Origin of the sequence: Salinicola sp. MIT1003 (assembly GCF_001858555.1) — a bacterium.
Lineage (GTDB): Bacteria > Pseudomonadota > Gammaproteobacteria > Pseudomonadales > Halomonadaceae > Salinicola > Salinicola salarius.
The window spans coordinates 36,803-53,799 of sequence record NZ_MCAP01000002.1 but is presented as its reverse complement, the minus strand read 5'-3'; the positions used below and the strand labels follow the sequence as shown (position 1 = coordinate 53,799).

The 16,997-nt window shown below is 66.6% G+C and carries 16 protein-coding genes; 5 read left to right on the top strand and 11 right to left on the bottom strand.

Annotation, left to right across the window (positions count from 1 at the left end; translation table 11 throughout):
- The first annotated feature begins 16 nt into the window (after window positions 1–16).
- Window positions 17–1,594: a BCCT family transporter gene (locus BC443_RS00845; protein ID WP_071229942.1), complete on the top strand. Its 1,578-nt coding sequence runs from the start codon at window positions 17–19 to the stop codon at window positions 1,592–1,594.
- A gap of 114 nt (window positions 1,595–1,708) precedes the next feature.
- Here BC443_RS00845 and BC443_RS00840 read toward each other — a convergent pair whose 3' ends face one another.
- The 3 genes from BC443_RS00840 to sstT all read right to left on the bottom strand — a co-directional run bounded on the left by BC443_RS00840 (window position 1,709) and on the right by sstT (window position 5,145).
- Window positions 1,709–2,182: an Hsp20 family protein gene (locus BC443_RS00840; RefSeq protein WP_071229941.1), complete on the bottom strand. Its 474-nt coding sequence runs from the start codon at window positions 2,180–2,182 to the stop codon at window positions 1,709–1,711.
- 359 nt (window positions 2,183–2,541) lie between these two features.
- Window positions 2,542–3,756 (bottom strand): TraB/GumN family protein, encoded by a 1,215-nt coding sequence (locus tag BC443_RS00830; protein WP_071229939.1) that lies wholly within the window; start codon window positions 3,754–3,756, stop codon window positions 2,542–2,544.
- A gap of 144 nt (window positions 3,757–3,900) precedes the next feature.
- Window positions 3,901–5,145, bottom strand: a complete 1,245-nt coding sequence (gene sstT, locus BC443_RS00825; protein WP_071229938.1) for a serine/threonine transporter SstT — start codon at window positions 5,143–5,145, stop codon at window positions 3,901–3,903.
- 36 nt (window positions 5,146–5,181) lie between these two features.
- Between sstT and BC443_RS19175 the strand changes: the two genes are divergently transcribed.
- Window positions 5,182–5,307 (top strand): hypothetical protein, encoded by a 126-nt coding sequence (locus BC443_RS19175; RefSeq protein WP_282097184.1) that lies wholly within the window; start codon window positions 5,182–5,184, stop codon window positions 5,305–5,307.
- A 79-nt stretch (window positions 5,308–5,386) separates the two neighbouring features.
- On the opposite strand, the gene BC443_RS00820 is transcribed toward BC443_RS19175, so the two are convergent.
- The 7 genes from BC443_RS00820 to def all read right to left on the bottom strand — a co-directional run bounded on the left by BC443_RS00820 (window position 5,387) and on the right by def (window position 12,652).
- Entirely contained in the window at window positions 5,387–6,835 is a 1,449-nt protein-coding gene (locus tag BC443_RS00820) for a TrkH family potassium uptake protein (RefSeq protein WP_071229937.1), read from the bottom strand.
- Window positions 6,836–6,890: 55 nt separating this feature from the next.
- Complete coding sequence (gene trkA / locus BC443_RS00815) at window positions 6,891–8,264, bottom strand: Trk system potassium transporter TrkA (RefSeq protein WP_071229936.1); 1,374 nt, start codon at window positions 8,262–8,264, stop codon at window positions 6,891–6,893.
- A gap of 178 nt (window positions 8,265–8,442) precedes the next feature.
- Window positions 8,443–8,649 (bottom strand): dodecin, encoded by a 207-nt coding sequence (locus BC443_RS00810; protein WP_071229935.1) that lies wholly within the window; start codon window positions 8,647–8,649, stop codon window positions 8,443–8,445.
- 102 nt (window positions 8,650–8,751) lie between these two features.
- On the bottom strand, window positions 8,752–9,447 hold the full coding sequence (gene pncA / locus BC443_RS00805; protein WP_247643184.1) for a bifunctional nicotinamidase/pyrazinamidase: 696 nt from the start codon (window positions 9,445–9,447) through the stop codon (window positions 8,752–8,754).
- 200 nt (window positions 9,448–9,647) lie between these two features.
- On the bottom strand, window positions 9,648–10,976 hold the full coding sequence (gene rsmB, locus BC443_RS00800) for a 16S rRNA (cytosine(967)-C(5))-methyltransferase RsmB (protein ID WP_071229934.1): 1,329 nt from the start codon (window positions 10,974–10,976) through the stop codon (window positions 9,648–9,650).
- Window positions 10,973–12,010, bottom strand: a complete 1,038-nt coding sequence (gene fmt / locus BC443_RS00795) for a methionyl-tRNA formyltransferase (protein WP_071229933.1) — start codon at window positions 12,008–12,010, stop codon at window positions 10,973–10,975. Before fmt ends, rsmB begins: the two co-directional genes overlap by 4 nt.
- A 135-nt stretch (window positions 12,011–12,145) precedes the next feature.
- Window positions 12,146–12,652, bottom strand: a complete 507-nt coding sequence (def, locus tag BC443_RS00790; RefSeq protein ID WP_071229932.1) for a peptide deformylase — start codon at window positions 12,650–12,652, stop codon at window positions 12,146–12,148.
- A gap of 188 nt (window positions 12,653–12,840) precedes the next feature.
- Between def and BC443_RS00785 the strand changes: the two genes are divergently transcribed.
- Entirely contained in the window at window positions 12,841–14,001 is a 1,161-nt protein-coding gene (locus tag BC443_RS00785) for a LysM domain-containing protein (protein ID WP_083387131.1), read from the top strand.
- A 94-nt stretch (window positions 14,002–14,095) separates the two neighbouring features.
- Window positions 14,096–15,268, top strand: coding sequence for a DNA-processing protein DprA (gene dprA, locus BC443_RS00780; protein WP_071229931.1), 1,173 nt, complete (start codon window positions 14,096–14,098; stop codon window positions 15,266–15,268).
- Between the two features lie 56 nt (window positions 15,269–15,324).
- Here the strand turns inward: dprA and BC443_RS00775 are convergent, their stop codons facing one another.
- The gene (locus BC443_RS00775) at window positions 15,325–16,164 is read right to left on the bottom strand and encodes a 5'-nucleotidase, lipoprotein e(P4) family (protein ID WP_071229930.1); all 840 of its coding nucleotides are present in this window, start codon (window positions 16,162–16,164) and stop codon (window positions 15,325–15,327) included.
- 201 nt (window positions 16,165–16,365) lie between these two features.
- On the opposite strand from BC443_RS00775, the gene BC443_RS00770 reads away from it, so the two are divergent.
- Window positions 16,366–16,914: an L-threonylcarbamoyladenylate synthase gene (locus BC443_RS00770; protein WP_071229929.1), complete on the top strand. Its 549-nt coding sequence runs from the start codon at window positions 16,366–16,368 to the stop codon at window positions 16,912–16,914.
- The last annotated feature ends 83 nt before the right edge of the window (window positions 16,915–16,997 follow it).

The window sequence follows — 16,997 nt, the reverse complement described above, 5'->3', positions numbered from 1 at the left end:
GAACCCTCCCTTTGATATGACCTCTGACACCAACGTGCCATCGACGCAGGGTGGCCGTTTTGGCGATCCTGTCGTACTTGTTCTGACCATCGGTTTCATTCTGATCTTTCTGTCGGCATCGGCGATCGCCCCCGAGTCCGTTGCTCAGGTGATCGATGTCGCCTTTACCTGGTCCGCGAGAACCTTCGGCAGTCTTATCCAGCTTCTGATGTTGCTGACGTTTTTCATCGCCATCGGCGTGGCGATCTCTCCGGCCGGGCGGGCGCGGATCGGCTCTCTGGACCGGCCCGACATGAGCACCTTCCGGTGGGTGTCGATCATCCTGTGTACGCTGCTGGCCGGTGGCGGGGTGTTCTTTGCCGCGGGCGAGCCGATCTATCATTTCGTGGTCACGCCGCCGGCGTTCGATTCCCAGCCCGGCACCGCCGATGCCGTGCCGGATGCGCTGGCGCAGGCGTTCTTTCACTGGGGCTTCACCGGCTGGGCGATTCTCGGCACGCTGCCGGTGGCGATCCTGTCGCATCAGCACTACCAGCGCGGCATGCCGCTGCAGCCGAGAACCCTGCTGGCGCCGATGCTGGGCGACCGGCTGGCGCGCGGTGTTCTGGGGGGCGTGGTCGATGCGATCTGCGCCATCGCCGTGACCGCCGGCACGGTGGGGCCGCTAGGCTTTCTGGCGACCCAGGTCAGCTTCGGCCTGCACGATCTGTTCGGCTTTCCGGGCGGCTACGAGGTTCAACTGGCCATCCTGGCCGGGCTGGGGGCGATCTACGTGACCTCTGCGGTGACCGGGATCGATCGCGGCATTCAGTTCCTGAGCCGCCTGAACGTGATTCTGGCCATGGTGATCGGTGCGGCCATCCTGCTGTTCGGCCCGACGCAGTTCCTGGTCGACAGCTGGTTCCAGGGATTCGGCACCTATCTCGGCAGTTTCTTCGAGATGTCGGCGATGACCACGGTGACGGCGTCGCCGGACTGGATGAAGTGGTGGACGGTGTTCTTCTTCGCCTGGTTCATCGGCTTCGCGCCGCCCATGGCGATCTTCGTCACGCGGATCTCGCGAGGCCGCACGATCCGCGAGATGATCATCGCCACCGCCGTGCTGGCGCCGATCGTCACCACGGTCTGGTTCACCCTGCTGGGCGGCTCGGGCATCTTCTACGAGCTCCAGGGCGCGATCGATCTCAGCCAGCCGCTGCAGAACTTCGAGTTCGACGTGGCGACCCTGACGGTGGCCCAGGCGCTGCCGGGCGGCGCGTGGATGGCGCTGGCGATCCTGGTGCTGACGACGATCTTCGTCGCCACGACCGGGGATTCGATGAGCTACGCCGTCTCCGTGGTGTGTGCCGGTAACGACAATCCGGGCTCCGCGCTGCGGGCGTTCTGGGGCATCGTCTTCGCGCTGATGGCGGCGATTCTGCTGGGGATGGGCGAAGGGCAGGTCAGCGTGCTGCAGCAGTTCGTGGTGATCCCCGCCGTGCCGGTGGCGTTGGTGCTGATACCGACTCTGTGGCACGGGCCAAAGGCGGCCTACGCGATGGCGAGAGCGCAGGGCGTGCTGGACGACTCACGCAGCGCGCCGGCGCCGCACTGACGCTGTCTCCGCTGCCGGAAAAGACGACGCCCCCGACGGAGAGCCTCCGTCGGGGGCGTTGCGGTCTACTCGGCCGCCATTGGCTCGGCGGCCGGCCTTATACGATCACACGGTTCAGGCCGTGACCGTCTCGGCGGTCGATGACGTCTCGGTCAGGCGGCGCTGGCTGCCGTTGATCGGGATCTGCCGCGGGCGCTGCTCTTCGGGCACGACGCGGAGCAGATCGACGATCAGCAGGCCGTTCTCGAGCCGGGCGCCCTGGACCTCGATATTCTCGTCGAGCCGGAACGACAGCTTGAAGGCGCGCTGGGCGATGCCCTGATGCAGATACTGCACCTTGTCGTCCTCCTGGCGCTCGCCCTTGCCGGCGGTGATCGTCAGCACGCGCTTCTCGACGTTGACATCGAGCTCCTGCTCGGCGAAGCCCGCCGTGGCCACGGCGATACGGTAGTCGTTCTCGCCATGTTTCTCGACGTTGTACGGCGGGTAGCTGGGCACGTCGTTCTGCATCGCGGACTCGAACAGATCATTGAGACGGTCGAAGCCCACGGAGCGACGGAACAGCGGAGAGAGTGACAGTGTGTTCATGGTACTAACCTCCTGATTGACAGCGAAGTCCGGAAATACGTCATCGATGCGTGCGCCTTGCGCGGTATCCCGCTCGGCGATGTATGGCGATATTTCCGTGGTCTACGCAGACCCGCTTGGCGGCATCTGCCGTCGAGGGGAGTGGCGCATCGACGATGCCGTCCTGAGTTTCCCGCTCGACATTATGTTAAATAGGGCCGTCGAATCCGTTTTCAAGCGGTCGATGCAAAAATTCGTGAAAGCGAATCCGCCAAAAAACCGATAAGGCCCGAAACCGGCGTGGTTGCCGGTCTCGAGCGCTATATGGAGATGCCGGAGCGGGTTTCAAGTGTCCGCTGTCGGTGGGAGATCGACTCGATCTAGCCGAACAGCTGCCCGGCGATGCGCAGCCCGGCGACCCAGGTCGCGATGGCGGAGCCGAGGCTCGAGAGCAGGAAGACCAGCAGCGTACGGGCGACCCGGTTGCGCCACCAGCCGCGCCAGTGGCTGACGTCGCTGCGTAGCCGCGAGAAGTCGCCGACGGTGGGGCGGCGCAGGTAGAGCTCGACCCCGGCGGTCACGAAGCCGACGCCGATCGTCGGGTTGAGCGAGGTCAGCGGCGCGCCGACGAAGGCTGCGGCGATCGTCAGCGGGTGGCCCAGCGCGATCAGCGCGCCCAGGGCGGAGAAGCTGCCGTTGATCAGCACCCATTCGCCCACCAGCGACCAGCCGAGGGAGGTATCGCGGCTGAAGCCGATGGCGAAGCCGGTCAGCACCAGCGCGACGATCACCCAGGGAATCGCTTTCCACCAGCGCGAACGGGGCGCGGTCGACTCCAGATTGGCGCGTTCCTGGATCACGGCATCCAGCGCCGGCGGATGGCGATTCAGGGTCTCGAGGTGATCCTTCATGCCCTTGAGATGGCCGGCGCCGATCACCACCAGCACGCGCTTCGATTCGCCGTCGGGCAGTTCCTCGATCAGCTTGAGCGCCATGTAGCGGTCGCGCTCGGTAATCAAGGGTTCGTAAAGCGTCTGGGACTGTTCGGCGAACTCGGCGAAGGTGGATTCGAGCACGTCGCCCTGCTTGAGTTTCTCGATCTCCTCGCTGGAGACCTTCTGCCGCGACAGCACGCTGCCCAGCAGTCCGGAGATCAGGCTGAAGCGCTTGTACCAGGGTACGTTCTGGTAGATGCGCTTGAGGGTGACGCCGATCTCGCGGTCGATCAGGTAGAGCGGCAGCCCCGCCCGCTGGGTCTCCTTGACCGCCGTGCGCATTTCCGCGCCGGGTTCGATCCCGGACTGTTCGGCCACGCGCTGCTGGAAGGCGCCCAGCGCGAGGCTGGCGGCGACCATGCCCGCCTTGCCCTGCTTGAGCACCTGGAACAGATCGAGCTTGGCCATGGCGTTGGGCTGGACCAGGCTCTGGTAGCGGGAGGTGCAGAGTTCGATCGCGACGGCGTCGAATTCGCCGGAGCGAATCAGTTCGCGAACCTCGTCGGCGCTGGCCTGGGAAACGTGGGCGGTGCCCAGAAGCGTCAGGTGGTGATCGGCGAGCTCGGCGGTCTCGCGAGGTCCGGCGGCGGTGTCAGACATCTAGGGGCGTTCCAAGACTGAAAGGACTGAAGGATAGTCGTCCCATATTGCACGTCACGCCGCCAATTCCAAGCCGTGGGCACGGAAAACCCATCGCGGACACCGAAAACGGCTCGGTGATGGCGGCGCTGGCCCGGTTGCCGGTCAATCGCTCCCGGCGAGGCGTGCCCGGGCGCGGGGCGAACGGCAGGCCGCGGCGGTAAACAGCACGTCGGTGGAGGAGTTGAGCGCGGTCTCGGTGGAGTCCTGAATCACGCTGATGACGAAGCCGATCGCGACGACCTGCATGGCGACGTCCGCCGAGATGCCGAACAGGCTGGCGGCCATCGGGATCAGCAGCAGGGAACCGCCGGCCACGCCGGAAACGCCGCACGCCGCCAGTGCCGAGACGATGCACAGCAGGAACGCCGTGGCGAAGTCCACGCCGATGCCCAGGGTGTTGGCGGCAGCCAGCGTCATCACCGTGATGGTGATCGCCGCGCCGGACATGTTGATCGTGGCGCCCAGCGGGATCGAGACGGAGTAGGTGTCCGGATGCAGGTCGAGCCGTTCGCACAGCGCCATGTTGACCGGAATGTTCGCCGCGCTGCTGCGGGTGAAAAACGCGGTGATGGCACTGCCGCGCAGGCAGGCGAAGACCAGCGGATAGGGGTTGCGGCGCGTGTAGAGGAACACGATCAGGGGGTTGGTCACCAGCGCCACGAAGACCATGCAGCCGAGCAGCACTGCCAGCAGTTGGGCGTAATCCGCCAGGGCGCTCATGCCGGTCGAGGCGAAGGTGTTGGCGACCAGCCCGAAGATGCCCAGCGGGGCGAGGCGAATCACCCAGCGCACCAGCCCGGAGACCGCATCCGACACGTCGGCCAGCGCCCGGCGCGTGGTGTCGCTGGCGTTACGCAGCAGCAGCCCGAGCCCTACCGCCCAGGCCAGGATGCCGATGAAATTGGCCTCGATCAACGCGTGGACCGGATTGTCCACCGCGCTCATGGCCAGGTTGCGCAGGATCTCGGCAATGCCGGTCGGCGGCGTGCCATCGGCTCTGGGGGCGTCGATGATCAGCGAGGTCGGAAAGAGAAAACTCGCCGTCACGGCGACCAGTGCGGCAACCAGCGTGCCGATCAGATAGAGCATCAACACCCCGCGCACCTGGGTCGGCTGGCCGCGCTGATGGCTGGCGATGGCCGCCATTACCAGCACGAACACCAGAATCGGCGCGACCGCCTTGAGCGCGCCGATGAAGAGATCGCCCAGAATGGCGAACGACGCGGCGGTCGACGGCGCCAGCGAGGCCAGGATCAGGCCCGCCACGATGCCGATCAGGATCTGGGGAATGAGCCCGATGCGAGGCAGGCGCGAGGAAGCGGTTCGGGTGTCGGAACTGGCGGACATGACTCTCTCTTATGACTCTTGCTTGAGGATACCGAGATGGATGGCAGCGTAGCCACGAAGGGCGGCATTCTATCATCGCTGCCGGCGCGAAACTCGCCGGAAACCCTGCCCGGCGCGCGATCCCTGGTGGCATCGACCAGCGCGGCAGCGGATTGGTGGTGAAAAACGATGGAGTTCGGGGAAACGATGGATTCGAGAAGCGGGGAATGGATTCGAGAAGAGGGGAGTGAGCGCCGGCCGCTCAGCGACGCCAGAAGGCCGGCGTGAACAGTACCAGAATGGTGAAGATCTCGAGGCGCCCCAGCATCATCGCCAGCACCAGGATCCATTTGGCGGCACTGGGGATGTCGCCGTAATCGGTCGAGACATCACCGAGCCCCGGGCCCAGGTTGTTGAGTGCCGAGCCGATCGCCGACCACGCCGTCACCTGATCGAGCCCGGTGGCGAGCAGGGCCAGCAGCATCACCACGAACAGCATCATGTAGACGGAGAAGAATCCCCACACGGCTTCGGCGACCCCCTCGGAAATGCGCATCTTGCCGACCTTGACGGCGAACACGGCGTTGGGGTGGATCAGGCGGTGAATCTCGCGGATACCCTGTTTCAGGATCAGCAGGATACGAATCACCTTCATGCCACCGCCCGCGGACCCCGAACAGGCGCCGACGAAAGCCGCCATGAACAGCAAGATCGGCAACACGCCGGGCCACAGCGTGAAGTCGGCCACGCTGAAGCCCGAGGTGGTCGCCACCGAGACCGCCTCGAACAGCCCGTGGCGGATGCCGGTGGCGTCGTGATAGGTGCCGGTGGCGAACAACGTGATGACGGTGATGGCGATCAGTAGGCCCAGGAAGGTGACGAAGAAGCGAAATTCCGGATCGCGGATGTACTGCAGCAGGCGCCGCTCGCGCCACACCGCGAAGTGCAGGCCGAAGCTGACCGAGGAGACGATCATGAAGAATACGCAGATCATCTCGATGGTGGTGCTGTCGAAGTGGCCGATGCTGGCGTCGTAGGTGGAGAACCCGCCGACGGCCACGGTGGCGAAGCTGTGGCCGATGGCATCGAACCAGTTCATGCCGGCCGCCCAGTAGGCCAGCGCGCACCCCACGGTCAGGATCACGTAGATGTACCATAGCGCCTTGGCCGTCTCGGTGATTCGCGGCGTCAGCTTGGAGTCCTTCAGCGGGCCGGGGATCTCGGTCCGGTAGAGCTGCATGCCGCCGATGCCCAGCGTCGGCAGAATCGCCACCGCGAGCACGACGATCCCCATCCCGCCCAGCCACTGGAGCTGCTGGCGGTAGAAGCGAATCGACGCCGGCAGGTGATCGATGCCGCTGAGAACGGTCGCCCCGGTCGTGGTGAGCCCGGAAAACGACTCGAATACCGCATCGGTGAACGACATCGACGGCGCTTCGGAGACCATGAAGGGAATCGTCCCGAACAGTCCGAGAACGCTCCAGAACAGCACCGTGATGAGGAAACCGTCGCGGGTGCGCAGCTCGCGCTTGGCCTTCCGGTTGGGCCAGTAGAGCAGCGCGCCAGTGACGATCGAGATTGCCATGCCGGCGCCGAAGGCATACCAGTTGCCATCGTGGTAGATCCGGGCAATGACCATGGGCGGTACCATGGTCAGGCTGAACAGCATCAGCAGCAGGCCGACGATGCGAAGAATGACCAGCAGGCTCACGGAAACTCGCTCCCTACCGGCCAACGCGGGCGGGCTGTGCCGAAGGTGTCGAACATCAGAAAAAGGTCAGGCCGACTTGGAATAGCCGCTCGACATCGCGAATGCGGCGCTTGTCGATCACGAACAGGATCAGGTGGTCGCCGGTCTCGATCATGACGTCGTCATGAGCGATCAGGACCTCCTTGCCCCGTACGATGGCGCCGATACTGGTCCCGCTGGGCAGGTCGACTTCGCCGATGGTGCGGCCGACCACGCGAGAGGAGCGCTTGTCACCGTGGGCGATGGCTTCGATCGCCTCCGCCGCGCCGCGACGCAGCGAATGCACGTTGACGATATCGCCTCGGCGCACGTGGGTGAGCAGGCTGCCGATGGTGGTCTGCTGCGGCGAGATGGCGATATCGATCTCGCCGCCCTGGACCAGATCCACGTAGGCGGCATTGTTGATCAGCGTCAGCACCTTCTTCGCACCGAGGCGTTTGGCCAGCATCGACGACATGATGTTGACCTCGTCGTCGTTGGTCAGCGCGCAGTAGATGTCGCAATCCTCGATGTTCTCCTCGAGCATCAGCCGCTTGCTGGTGGCGCTGCCGTGCAGGACCACGGTGCGGTCGAGCTTTTCGGAGAGGGTGCCGCAGCGGCCGAGATCGTGCTCGATGATCTTGACCTGGTGCTTGTGTTCCAGCGTTTCCGCCAGGCGCTCGCCGATGTTGCCGCCCCCGGCGATCAGCACGCGACGGAAGTCGCGGTCGACCTTGCGCAGCTCGCCCATCACGGTGCGGATATCGCGCCGCGCGGCGATGAAGAAGACCTCGTCGTCCGCTTCGATGACGGTGTCGCCGGTGGGAATGATCGGCCGGTCGCGGCGGTAGATTGCCGCCACGCGGGTATCGATGTCGGGCATGTGGCGCCGCAGAAAGCCGAGCTCCTGCCCCACCAGCGGGCCGCCGTAGTAGGCCTTGACCGCCACCAGCTGGGCCAGGCCGCCGGCGAAGTCGAGCACCTGCAGCGCGCCGGGGTATTCGATCAGACGGCGGATATGGTCTGTCACCACCTGCTCCGGGCTGATCAGCACGTCCACCGGAATGGCGTCGTTGGAGAACAGGCTCTTGCGCGTCAGGTAAGCCGTCGAGCGCACGCGGCCGATCTTGGTCGGCGTGCGGAACAGCGTATGCGCGACCTGGCAGGCGACCATGTTGATCTCGTCGGAACTGGTCACCGCGATCAGCATGTCGGCGTCTTCGCCGCCGGCCTGACGCAGAATATTGGGGTAGGACGCGGTACCGATCACCGTCCGGATGTCGAGACGGTTCTGCAATTCGCGCAGCCGCTCCTCGTTGATATCCACGACCGTGATGTCGTTCTCTTCATTGGCCAGATGTTCGGCCAACGTGCCGCCGACCTGACCGGCACCCAGAATAATAATTTTCATGCCAAACCATCACGGAAATACGGCGTACCGCCTGCCAGTTTACCCGGCGCCGGAAAACCGGGGCGAAGCCCGCCGGGCGCCGAAATCAGCGCGTAGCATAACGAGGTGGACGACCGAATGACAGGGCCGCGGGCGACATCTCGCCGGCGGCCCCGAGTCGTATCCAGGGCAGCGTCATTCAATCCAGCGTGACGCCGACCTTGATGGTCACCTGCCAGTGGGAAAGCTTGTTGTCTTCCAGATGGCCGCGGGTTTCGGTGACCTCGAACCAGCGCATGCCGTGCAGGGTCTTGCTGGCCTTGGTCAGCGCATTCTGGACGGCATCCTCGATGCTGGTGGTCGAGGAGCCGGTGAGTTCGATCTGCTTGTAGACGTGGTCGCTCATGGTAAAGCTCCTTGGTTGAAAGCGCCGGCGGTTGCCGACGACTGAAAGCCCCTGGGCTCCCTGGGGCCTGGAAAAGAAAGACGATTCAGGCGCGCCGTCGGCTCAGGCATCGACGATGGCGATGCCCAGCGACGAAAGGCGCTGGCGGGTATCGTCGTCCGTCTCGAACGTGACCGGCCGCGTCAGCGGCCAGAGGAAATAGGTGTTGAAGCCGGCGGCGACGGCGTCTTCGGCAGTCCACAGTACGCAGACATCCCGCGCCAGCCCGCAGACGTAGACATCGGTGACGCGGCGATCGCGCAGCCAGCCCGCGAGCCCGGTGGCAGGGCGATGGCCGTCGGGGCCGATGTTGTTGCGAAAGGCGCTGTAGGAATCGATGCCGGGATCGGTGCCCTTGCGAATGATCGCGTCGCAGGCGGACCAGTCGATCGCCGGATGCAGCGCCGCGCCCTCGGTGCGCTGGATGCAGTGATCGGGCCATAGCGTCTGGGCGTGGCCATAGAGCTCGATCGACTCGAATGGCTGATGGGGCGGATGCCGGGAGGCGAACGAGACGTGCCCCGGCGGATGCCAGTCCTGCGTCGCCACGACATGAGCGAAGGCATGTTGCGCCAGCAGCCATTCGAGCCCCAGCAGGATCTCGTCACCCTTGGCACAGGCCAGCGCACCGCCCGGCATGAAGTCCGGCTGGACATCGACGACGATCAGGGCGCTATGCGGGGCGACGCCGCCGACGGCGAGTCCGGCGGGCTGGGTCTCGGGGCTGGCAGGGTTATCGAGAACGTCGTTGTCAGGCACGGCTGGCGCTTCCTGCATGGCGAATTCTCTCTCAGTATCGAAGGCTGGCGGGAATGTCGCAAGCCGGCCCGGCATCGGGCTGTCCGGACCGCACACCGGGGCGTTGCGTAGCCCCGGTATGGCTGGTCATCCGCCTGGCCCGGCCATCGGAACGGCCGGAGGGCGGGTGGAACGGAACGGTGCCGATGCGAGAGAACGGCTCAGGCGCGCTTGCGGAGGCGGGCGTAAAAGAAGCCGTCGTGGCCGGCCGGGGTGGGCAGCAACTGCCGGCCGTGGCCCGCCGCCTGGCCCCAGTCGAGATCGTCGGGCATGTCGGCGACGGCATCCGGCGTGCGCGAGAGAAACGCCTCGATCTGGGCGGCGTTCTCCACCGGCAGTACCGAGCAGGTAGCGTAGAGCAGGGTGCCGCCCGGCGCGAGCTTGGACCACAAGGCATCGAGCAGGCGTGCCTGGAGTGCGGCCAGTTCGGCGACGTCGCTATGGCGGCGGGCGAGCTTGATGTCCGGGTGACGCCGGATGACCCCGGTACCGGAGCAGGGCGCGTCGAGCAGAATGGCATCGAACGGCTGGCCGTCCCACCAGCTTTCGTCGGCGGCCGGATCGCTGGCGTCGGCCGCCTGGAGCGTGGCTTCCAGTCCGAGGCGCTGGAGAGTCGACGAGACACGCTGCAGGCGCGTCGGATCGACGTCCAGCGCGGTGAGGTTCACGTCGAAACGTTCGAGCAGATGCGCCGTCTTGCCGCCGGGGGCAGCGCAGGCGTCGAGGACCCGCTGGCGATCCTTGCCCGCCAGCGCCGGCGTCAGCAGGTCGGCGCAGAGCTGGGCGGACTCGTCCTGAACGCTGACGTCACCCTCGGCGAAGCCGGGCAGTTGGGTCACGTCGCAGGGCGTTTCCAGTTGAATGCCGTCCTCGGCGAAGCGGCAGGGCGCGGCGTCGAGCCCCGCCGTTTCGAGACGCTGCAGATACGCCTCGCGGGAAGCGTGGCGGCGATTGACGCGCAGGGTCATCGGTCCGGCTTCGTTGTTGGCCTCGCAGATCGCCCGCCAGGCGTCCGGCCAGGCATCGCGGAATTCGAGCAGCAGCCAGTCTGGGTGCCACAGCGCCACCGGCGCATCCCGATCGACCTTGGCCTGCAGTGCCACCGATTCGCGCTGGAACCGGCGCAGGCAGCCGTTGAGCACGCGAGTCGCCCACGGCTTGCCGAGGGCGCGGGCGGCGCCCGCCGTCTCGCTGACGGCGGCATGAGGCGGCACGCGCATGTGCAGAATCTGGTACAGGCCGATGAGCAGCAGCGCCTGGATGTCGGTATCGCGCTGTTTCATCGGTTGGCGCAGCAGTTGGCTGGCGAGCGCGTCCAGGCGCGGATGCGCGCGGCAGACACCGAAGCAGAGCGCCTTGACGAAGCCACGGTCGCGCTCCTTGATCGCGCTGGAGGCCAGCTCGGCGTCCAGGCTCGACAGCGAGCCCTTGCCGTTCAGGACCGGCACCAGCCGTTGCGCGGCAAAGGCGCGGGTATCGCCAGGATTCATTGGTCGGTTTCCTTGGAGGGCTGGTCGGCGGCGCGGCCGAGGCGCTGGTCGGAACTTCGGCCGAAACATTGGCCAGGGCCGAGACGGGGATGGTTGGCGTTGAGCAGGTCGCGCGCCGCGAGCGGCTTGCCGCCGGGCAGTTGCAGCTTCGTCACCCGCAGGACCTCGCGGCCATTCTCGCCACAGGCGATCCGCAGGGCGTCCGCGGCGGGTTCGAGCAGCGTGCCTGGCTCGATGTCTCTGTCGCTGGCTTCGGCTTCCGCCATCGCGAACCACAGTCGCAGCGGCTCGCCGTCGAGGCGCGTCCAGGCCACCGGCCAGGGGTTGAAGGCGCGAATGCGACGTGACAGCGTCGCCGCCGGCTGGCGGAAGTCCAGCTCCGCTTCGGGCTTGGAGAGCTTGCTGGCGTAGGTCACGCCGTCCTGCGGTTGCGGCGTGGCGGTCAGGCCTTGTGCGGCCAGCGCGTCGAGGCCCTCGACCAGGGTTTCACCGCCCAGCGCGGCGAGGCGGTCATGCAGGTCGCCGCCGGTGGTGGTGTCGTCGATCGGGGTGCGCTTGATCAGCAGCATGTCGCCGGTATCGAGACCGGCATCCATCTGCATCAGGGTGATGCCGCTTTCGCTGTCGCCCGCCTCGATGGCGCGCTGGATCGGCGCCGCGCCGCGCCAGCGCGGCAGCAGCGAGGCGTGCACGTTGAGGCAGCCCAGCCGGGGAGTGTCGAGCACCGCCTGCGGCAGCAGCAGGCCGTAGGCGACGACGATCATGATGTCGGCCTCGAATTCGGCCAGCCGTCGCTGGGCCGCTTCGTCCTTGAGGCTGAGCGGCTGTTCCACCGGCAGTTCGTGCTCGAGCGCAAGGCGCTTGACCGGGCCGGGCGTGAGCTTGCGGCCACGGCCGGCGGGGCGGTCCGGCTGCGTGTAGACCCCGACGACCTGATGGCGGGAGGCGAGCAGGGCCTTGAGGCTCTCGGCCGCGAAATCCGGCGTGCCGGCAAAGACGATACGCAGCGGCTGCCCTTCAACACGGTGACTCATTCGATACGTTCCTGACGAGTGAATGCCTGAGGATGAGTGATGCCTGCAGTGGATAAACCCTGAAGAGCAATGACGAAAGGCCGGCGTCGCGAGGACGGCCGGCCTTCGAAAGCCTGAGGATGACGCGACGGGCGATCAGGCGTCCTGTTTCTGGCGCTTCTGCATCTTCTTGAGAACCCGGTCGCGCTTCAGCGGCGACAGGTAGTCGACGAACAGTACGCCCTCGAGATGATCGCACTCGTGCTGGATGCAGTGCGCCAGCAGGCCGTCCGCATCCAGTTCGTAGGCGTTGCCGTCGCGATCGGTCGCCTTGAGATGGACGCGCAGTGCCCGCGGTACCTCGGCGTAGTAGTCGGGGATCGACAGGCAGCCTTCCTGCAGCGGCTCGCGTTCGTCGTCCAGCGGCTCGTAGGTCGGGTTGATCAGCACCAGCGGGTTGTTGCGATCGTCGCTGACATCCATGACGATCACGCGCTGGTGGACATCGATCTGCGTGGCGGCCAGGCCGATACCGGAAGCGTCGTACATGGTTTCCAGCATGTCGTCGACCAGCGTGCGGATCTCGTCGTCGACCTGGGCGACCGGCGCTGCCTTGGTGCGAAGGCGCGGATCGGGATATTGGAGAATGGTTCTGATGGCCATATTCGTTTGCGTGCCTATCGGCATGAGTGACGTGATCTGCCTATTGTAGAGCGCCAGCGCCGACGGGGAAACCGCTGTGCCGAGGCCATGCCGTGATCCATGGTCGGGGCTGGCCCTCAAGTCCGTCCTGCCGGCGCCGATCTATAGTGGAAGATGTCGATGACCCACCCTTGGGGATGATAACTGCAATGATCAGTCTGGATGGTTGGCGAGCGTGCCGCTCCCGTTGTCGCGCTGTGGCGGGACGGCTGCTGTTGGTTGGTGGCCTGGGTCTGCTGGCCGCTTCGCCGACCCCGGTGTGGGCGCTGTCGGCTCAGGAGCCGTTGTCGCTGAAAGCGGATGCGCCGGCCAGCTACACGGTTCGCGAGGGGGATACGCTGTGGAGCATCGCGGCGCGCTTTCTCGATTCGCCGTGGCAGTGGCAGGCGCTATGGCAGCGCAACCCGCAGGTGGCCTCGCCACGGCAGCTTTATCCGGGGGACGTGATCCGGCTGGTGGCGACCGATGGCGCGCCGCATCTTGCCCTGGAGCGCGGGCGTGGCGAGACGGTTCGGCTCTCTCCCAGCGTACGCCGCGCCCCGGCCCGGGAGGCGGTGCCCAGCCTGCCGCTGGATCGCATCCGGGTCTTCCTCGAGTCCTATCAGATCGTCGACCCCGGCGTGCTGGCCGATGCGCCAACGGTGGTCGCCGGCCAGGCCCAGCGATTGTTGAGCGGCGCTGGCGATACGCTCTATGCCCATGGCCGGCTGCCGGCGGCGGGCACCACGCTGGGCATCTATCGGCCGGGCAGCGATTACCGTGCGCCCATGTCGTCCGAGTCGGAAGGGCAGGTCTCGGAGACGAGGTCGCTGGGGCTGGAGCTGCATCGCCTCGGCCATGCGCGGGTGCGGCGGAACGTCGATGGTGTCGGCGAGCTGAAGGTGCTGGATGCAGTACAGGAGATTCGCAATGGCGACTATCTGCTGGCGCTGGACGAAGGCGGCATCGCGACGCAGTTCCAGCCGAGGGCGCCTGAAACACCGATCATGGCAACCATTCTTTCCGTGCCGGACGGTGTGCGCTTCATCGGCCGCCATGATGTCGTGGCGATCGATCGCGGCCGTGCCGACGGGCTCGAGACGGGCCATGTGCTGCAGGTGATGCGTCAGGGCGAGCGCGTGCGCGACGATGTTCGCGACGAGTGGGTGACATTGCCGGATACCGAGGCCGGCGCCGTGATGGTGTTCCGGGTCTTCGAGCATCTCAGCTACGCCCTGGTGATGCGCGCCTCGCAGGCGCTGGCGGTGGGCGATCGACTCGTGGTGCCGAGCGATCTCCGAGAAGTCGTAGCCAGCGGAGGTGCGCCGTGATCGGCACCGCGCCGATCGGGGCGTCGTGGATCGGGGCGTCGTGGATGGAAGCCGTCTGGCGAACGGTCGGTCACGCCGTGGATGAGGGGCGGTCATGAGCCCGGAGCTGCGCGACTGGCTGGCACTAGATGCCCTGCCGGGGCTGGGGCCGGCCAGACTGGCACCGCTGCTGCGCCGCTGGCGCGAGGGCGACGATCTGCCCTGGCCCCAGGGATGGCTGGCGGCGCTACCGGCGAATCTGGCCCAGCCGCTGCGCCTGTGGCTGGATCATCCCGCGCGCAGCCCGCTTGCGCCTGCGATCGACGCTGCGCTCGAGTGGGAACGAGCCGATGCCCGCCATCATCTTCTCCACCCCGGACATCCGGCATGGCCCGACCTGCTGACCCAGCTGCCGGACCCGCCGACCGTGCTGTGGGCCAAGGGCGATCTCGAGGTGCTGAATCGCCCTGCCATGGCGGTCGTCGGCACCCGGCGACCCACGCGGGAAGGCCAGGACAACGCCGTGCGTTTCGCCCGGGATCTCGTCGCGAAAGGATTCTGCATCGCCAGCGGCATGGCCCTGGGCATCGATGGCGCCGCCCAGCGAGCGGCGTTGCAGGCCGGCGGCGCCACCATCGGCGTGCTTGGCTGTGGCGTGGACGTGATCTACCCGCCGCGCCATGCTTCGCTGTATCGGGAGCTGCTGGCGGGGCAGGGCTTGCTGCTGTCCGAACATCCGCCCACGACCCGAGCCCATCCCCGCTTCTTCCCGCGGCGCAATCGTCTGATCACGGGGCTATCTCAGGGCGTGCTGGTGGTGGAAGCCGCGGAGAAGAGCGGTTCCCTGGTCAGCGCGCGGCTGGCGCTGGAGCAGGACCGGGAGGTCTTCGCGATACCGGGATCGATTCACAACCCGCAGTCGACGGGCTGTCTGCGCTTGATCCGCCAGGGCGAGGCGGCGCTGGTTCGCCATGTCGACGACATTCTCGACGATCTTGCCGCCTGGCAGGTGCCGGCGTCCGGCGTTCTCCCGACAGCGCATACCGAGTCGAGCCAATTCTCGCCGTCATCGCCACGGATCGCGGCGAACCCGCCATCGCCTGTCGTCGCGTCTGCCGCCTCCGACTCGCCCTTGCTGGCGGCGCTCAGCGACGCGCCGACGCCGGTGGATCTGCTGGTCGAACTGACCGGGCAGTCGGTGGCCGACATACAGCTGGGGCTGCTCGAACTCGAGCTTGACGGCTGGGCGGCCCAGATCACCGGCGGTTGGGTCAGGAGAGGGGGCTGACGCCCCCGCGTCATCGCTACCGGGATCGGGGCCGCCACGCAGCGCGGCGGATGCACCTACTCGCCGGCCGGCCCTCCCCACACTTCCAGATGGTTGCGGCGAGCCCGCGATTTCTCTTCGTCGCTCAGGCTCCAGTCGCCGCCGTAGATCGCTTCTTCCCAGGCACCATAGGCCGGATTGGGCAGCATGATGTAGCGGCTGCCGAAGGCGTCGGCCTGGGCGTTGACCGCGGCCCGGCGGGCGGCGGCGGTATCGCGGTCGAAACCGGCGGAGAAATCGCCGAGGTTGTCGCCCATCAGCAGCACGACCCAGTGCGACTGCGATACGCGCTGACGCCGCGGTGTCTTGTCGCTGGAGTCGCTGCGCGGCAGCAGATGCTCGCCGTCGGCATCGGGGAAGCCGACCCGCTGCAGGTTGCGCAGCGTCGCATCGGCTTCGCTGTCGCGGCGGTTGGTGACGTAGAAAATCTCGACCCCGCGCGATGCCGCGTAGTCCAGGAACGGCTTGGCGCCCGGCATCGGTACTGCGCTGGCCTTCTCCACCCACTGGTGCCAGCTGTCGCTGGCGTAGTTCTCGTCGTTGGCAATCAGCCACGCTTCGTAGGGAGAGTTGTCGAGCACGGTTTCATCGACATCGACGACGATCGCCGGTGGGCGCTGCCCGCTCGTTCCGGGGGCGGAAAGGGCGCGATCCAGATTCATGCGGGCCAGGTTGAAGGCCTGATGGCTGAGCGCGGCGTATTCGCCGGAGGACTGCATCCACACCGTTGCCATCACCAGTTCGTCGGAGAGGGACACCTGCGGGGCTGGCGGTTGGGCGGGCTGCTGGGCGCAGGCGGTGAGACCGCCGGCCAGTGCCAGCGAGAGCAGCGATAAGGAGAGTGATGAACGGGGCATGGTCGGTTCCTCTTCGTCTTGTTGGCTTCGTCTTGTTGGCGTGTGTTCCGGACGGCCCGACAGGGCGGGCGATAGTCGCACTTGCCACGCCGGATACGGGGCGGGGTGCGACGTTGAGGCACGGCGGGTCGTCGTTCGGGCATGGTAGAATTTAACCCATATCCAGCGACAGGTCGGCTCGCGGAAAGAAGGATCAAGATCATGCAGGACTTTACAGCAGCCGTTGCGGCGCTCCGGCGCGGCGGCATCATTGCCTATCCCACCGAAGGGGTGTGGGGGCTGGGGTGCGATCCGGATGACGAACGGGCGCTGAGCGCGTTGATCGCGCTCAAGGGCCGTGCCAGCGAGAAGGGGCTGATCCTGATCGCCGGAGACATCCGGCAGCTCGCGGCGTGGCTCGAAGGGGTCGACGACGACGCGATGGCGCGTCTCGCCGCCAGCTGGCCCGGCCCCAATACCTGGTTGATTCCCGACAATGGCCGGGCCGCGCCGCTGCTGCGAGGAAGCCATTCCACGCTGGCGGTTCGCGTCAGCGACCATCCGCTGGTCCAGGCGCTGTGCGCGGCCTGGGGCGGCCCGCTGGTGTCGACCTCGGCCAACCGGGCCGGCGAACCGCCGGCAATGAGCGCGTCACAGGTGCGCGAGACGTTCGGCGAGGCGCTGGACGCGGTGGTGGACGGTCAGCTTGGCGGGCGCGATCGGCCCAGCACCATTCGCGACCTCATGACCAACGAGGTGCTGCGCGCCTGAGCGCTCGCCTTTACGCAGCGACATTTTCTCGCTTCATGCTCCGGATTTTCACGACTCTGGACGCTCACTCTCCCGACCTGAAG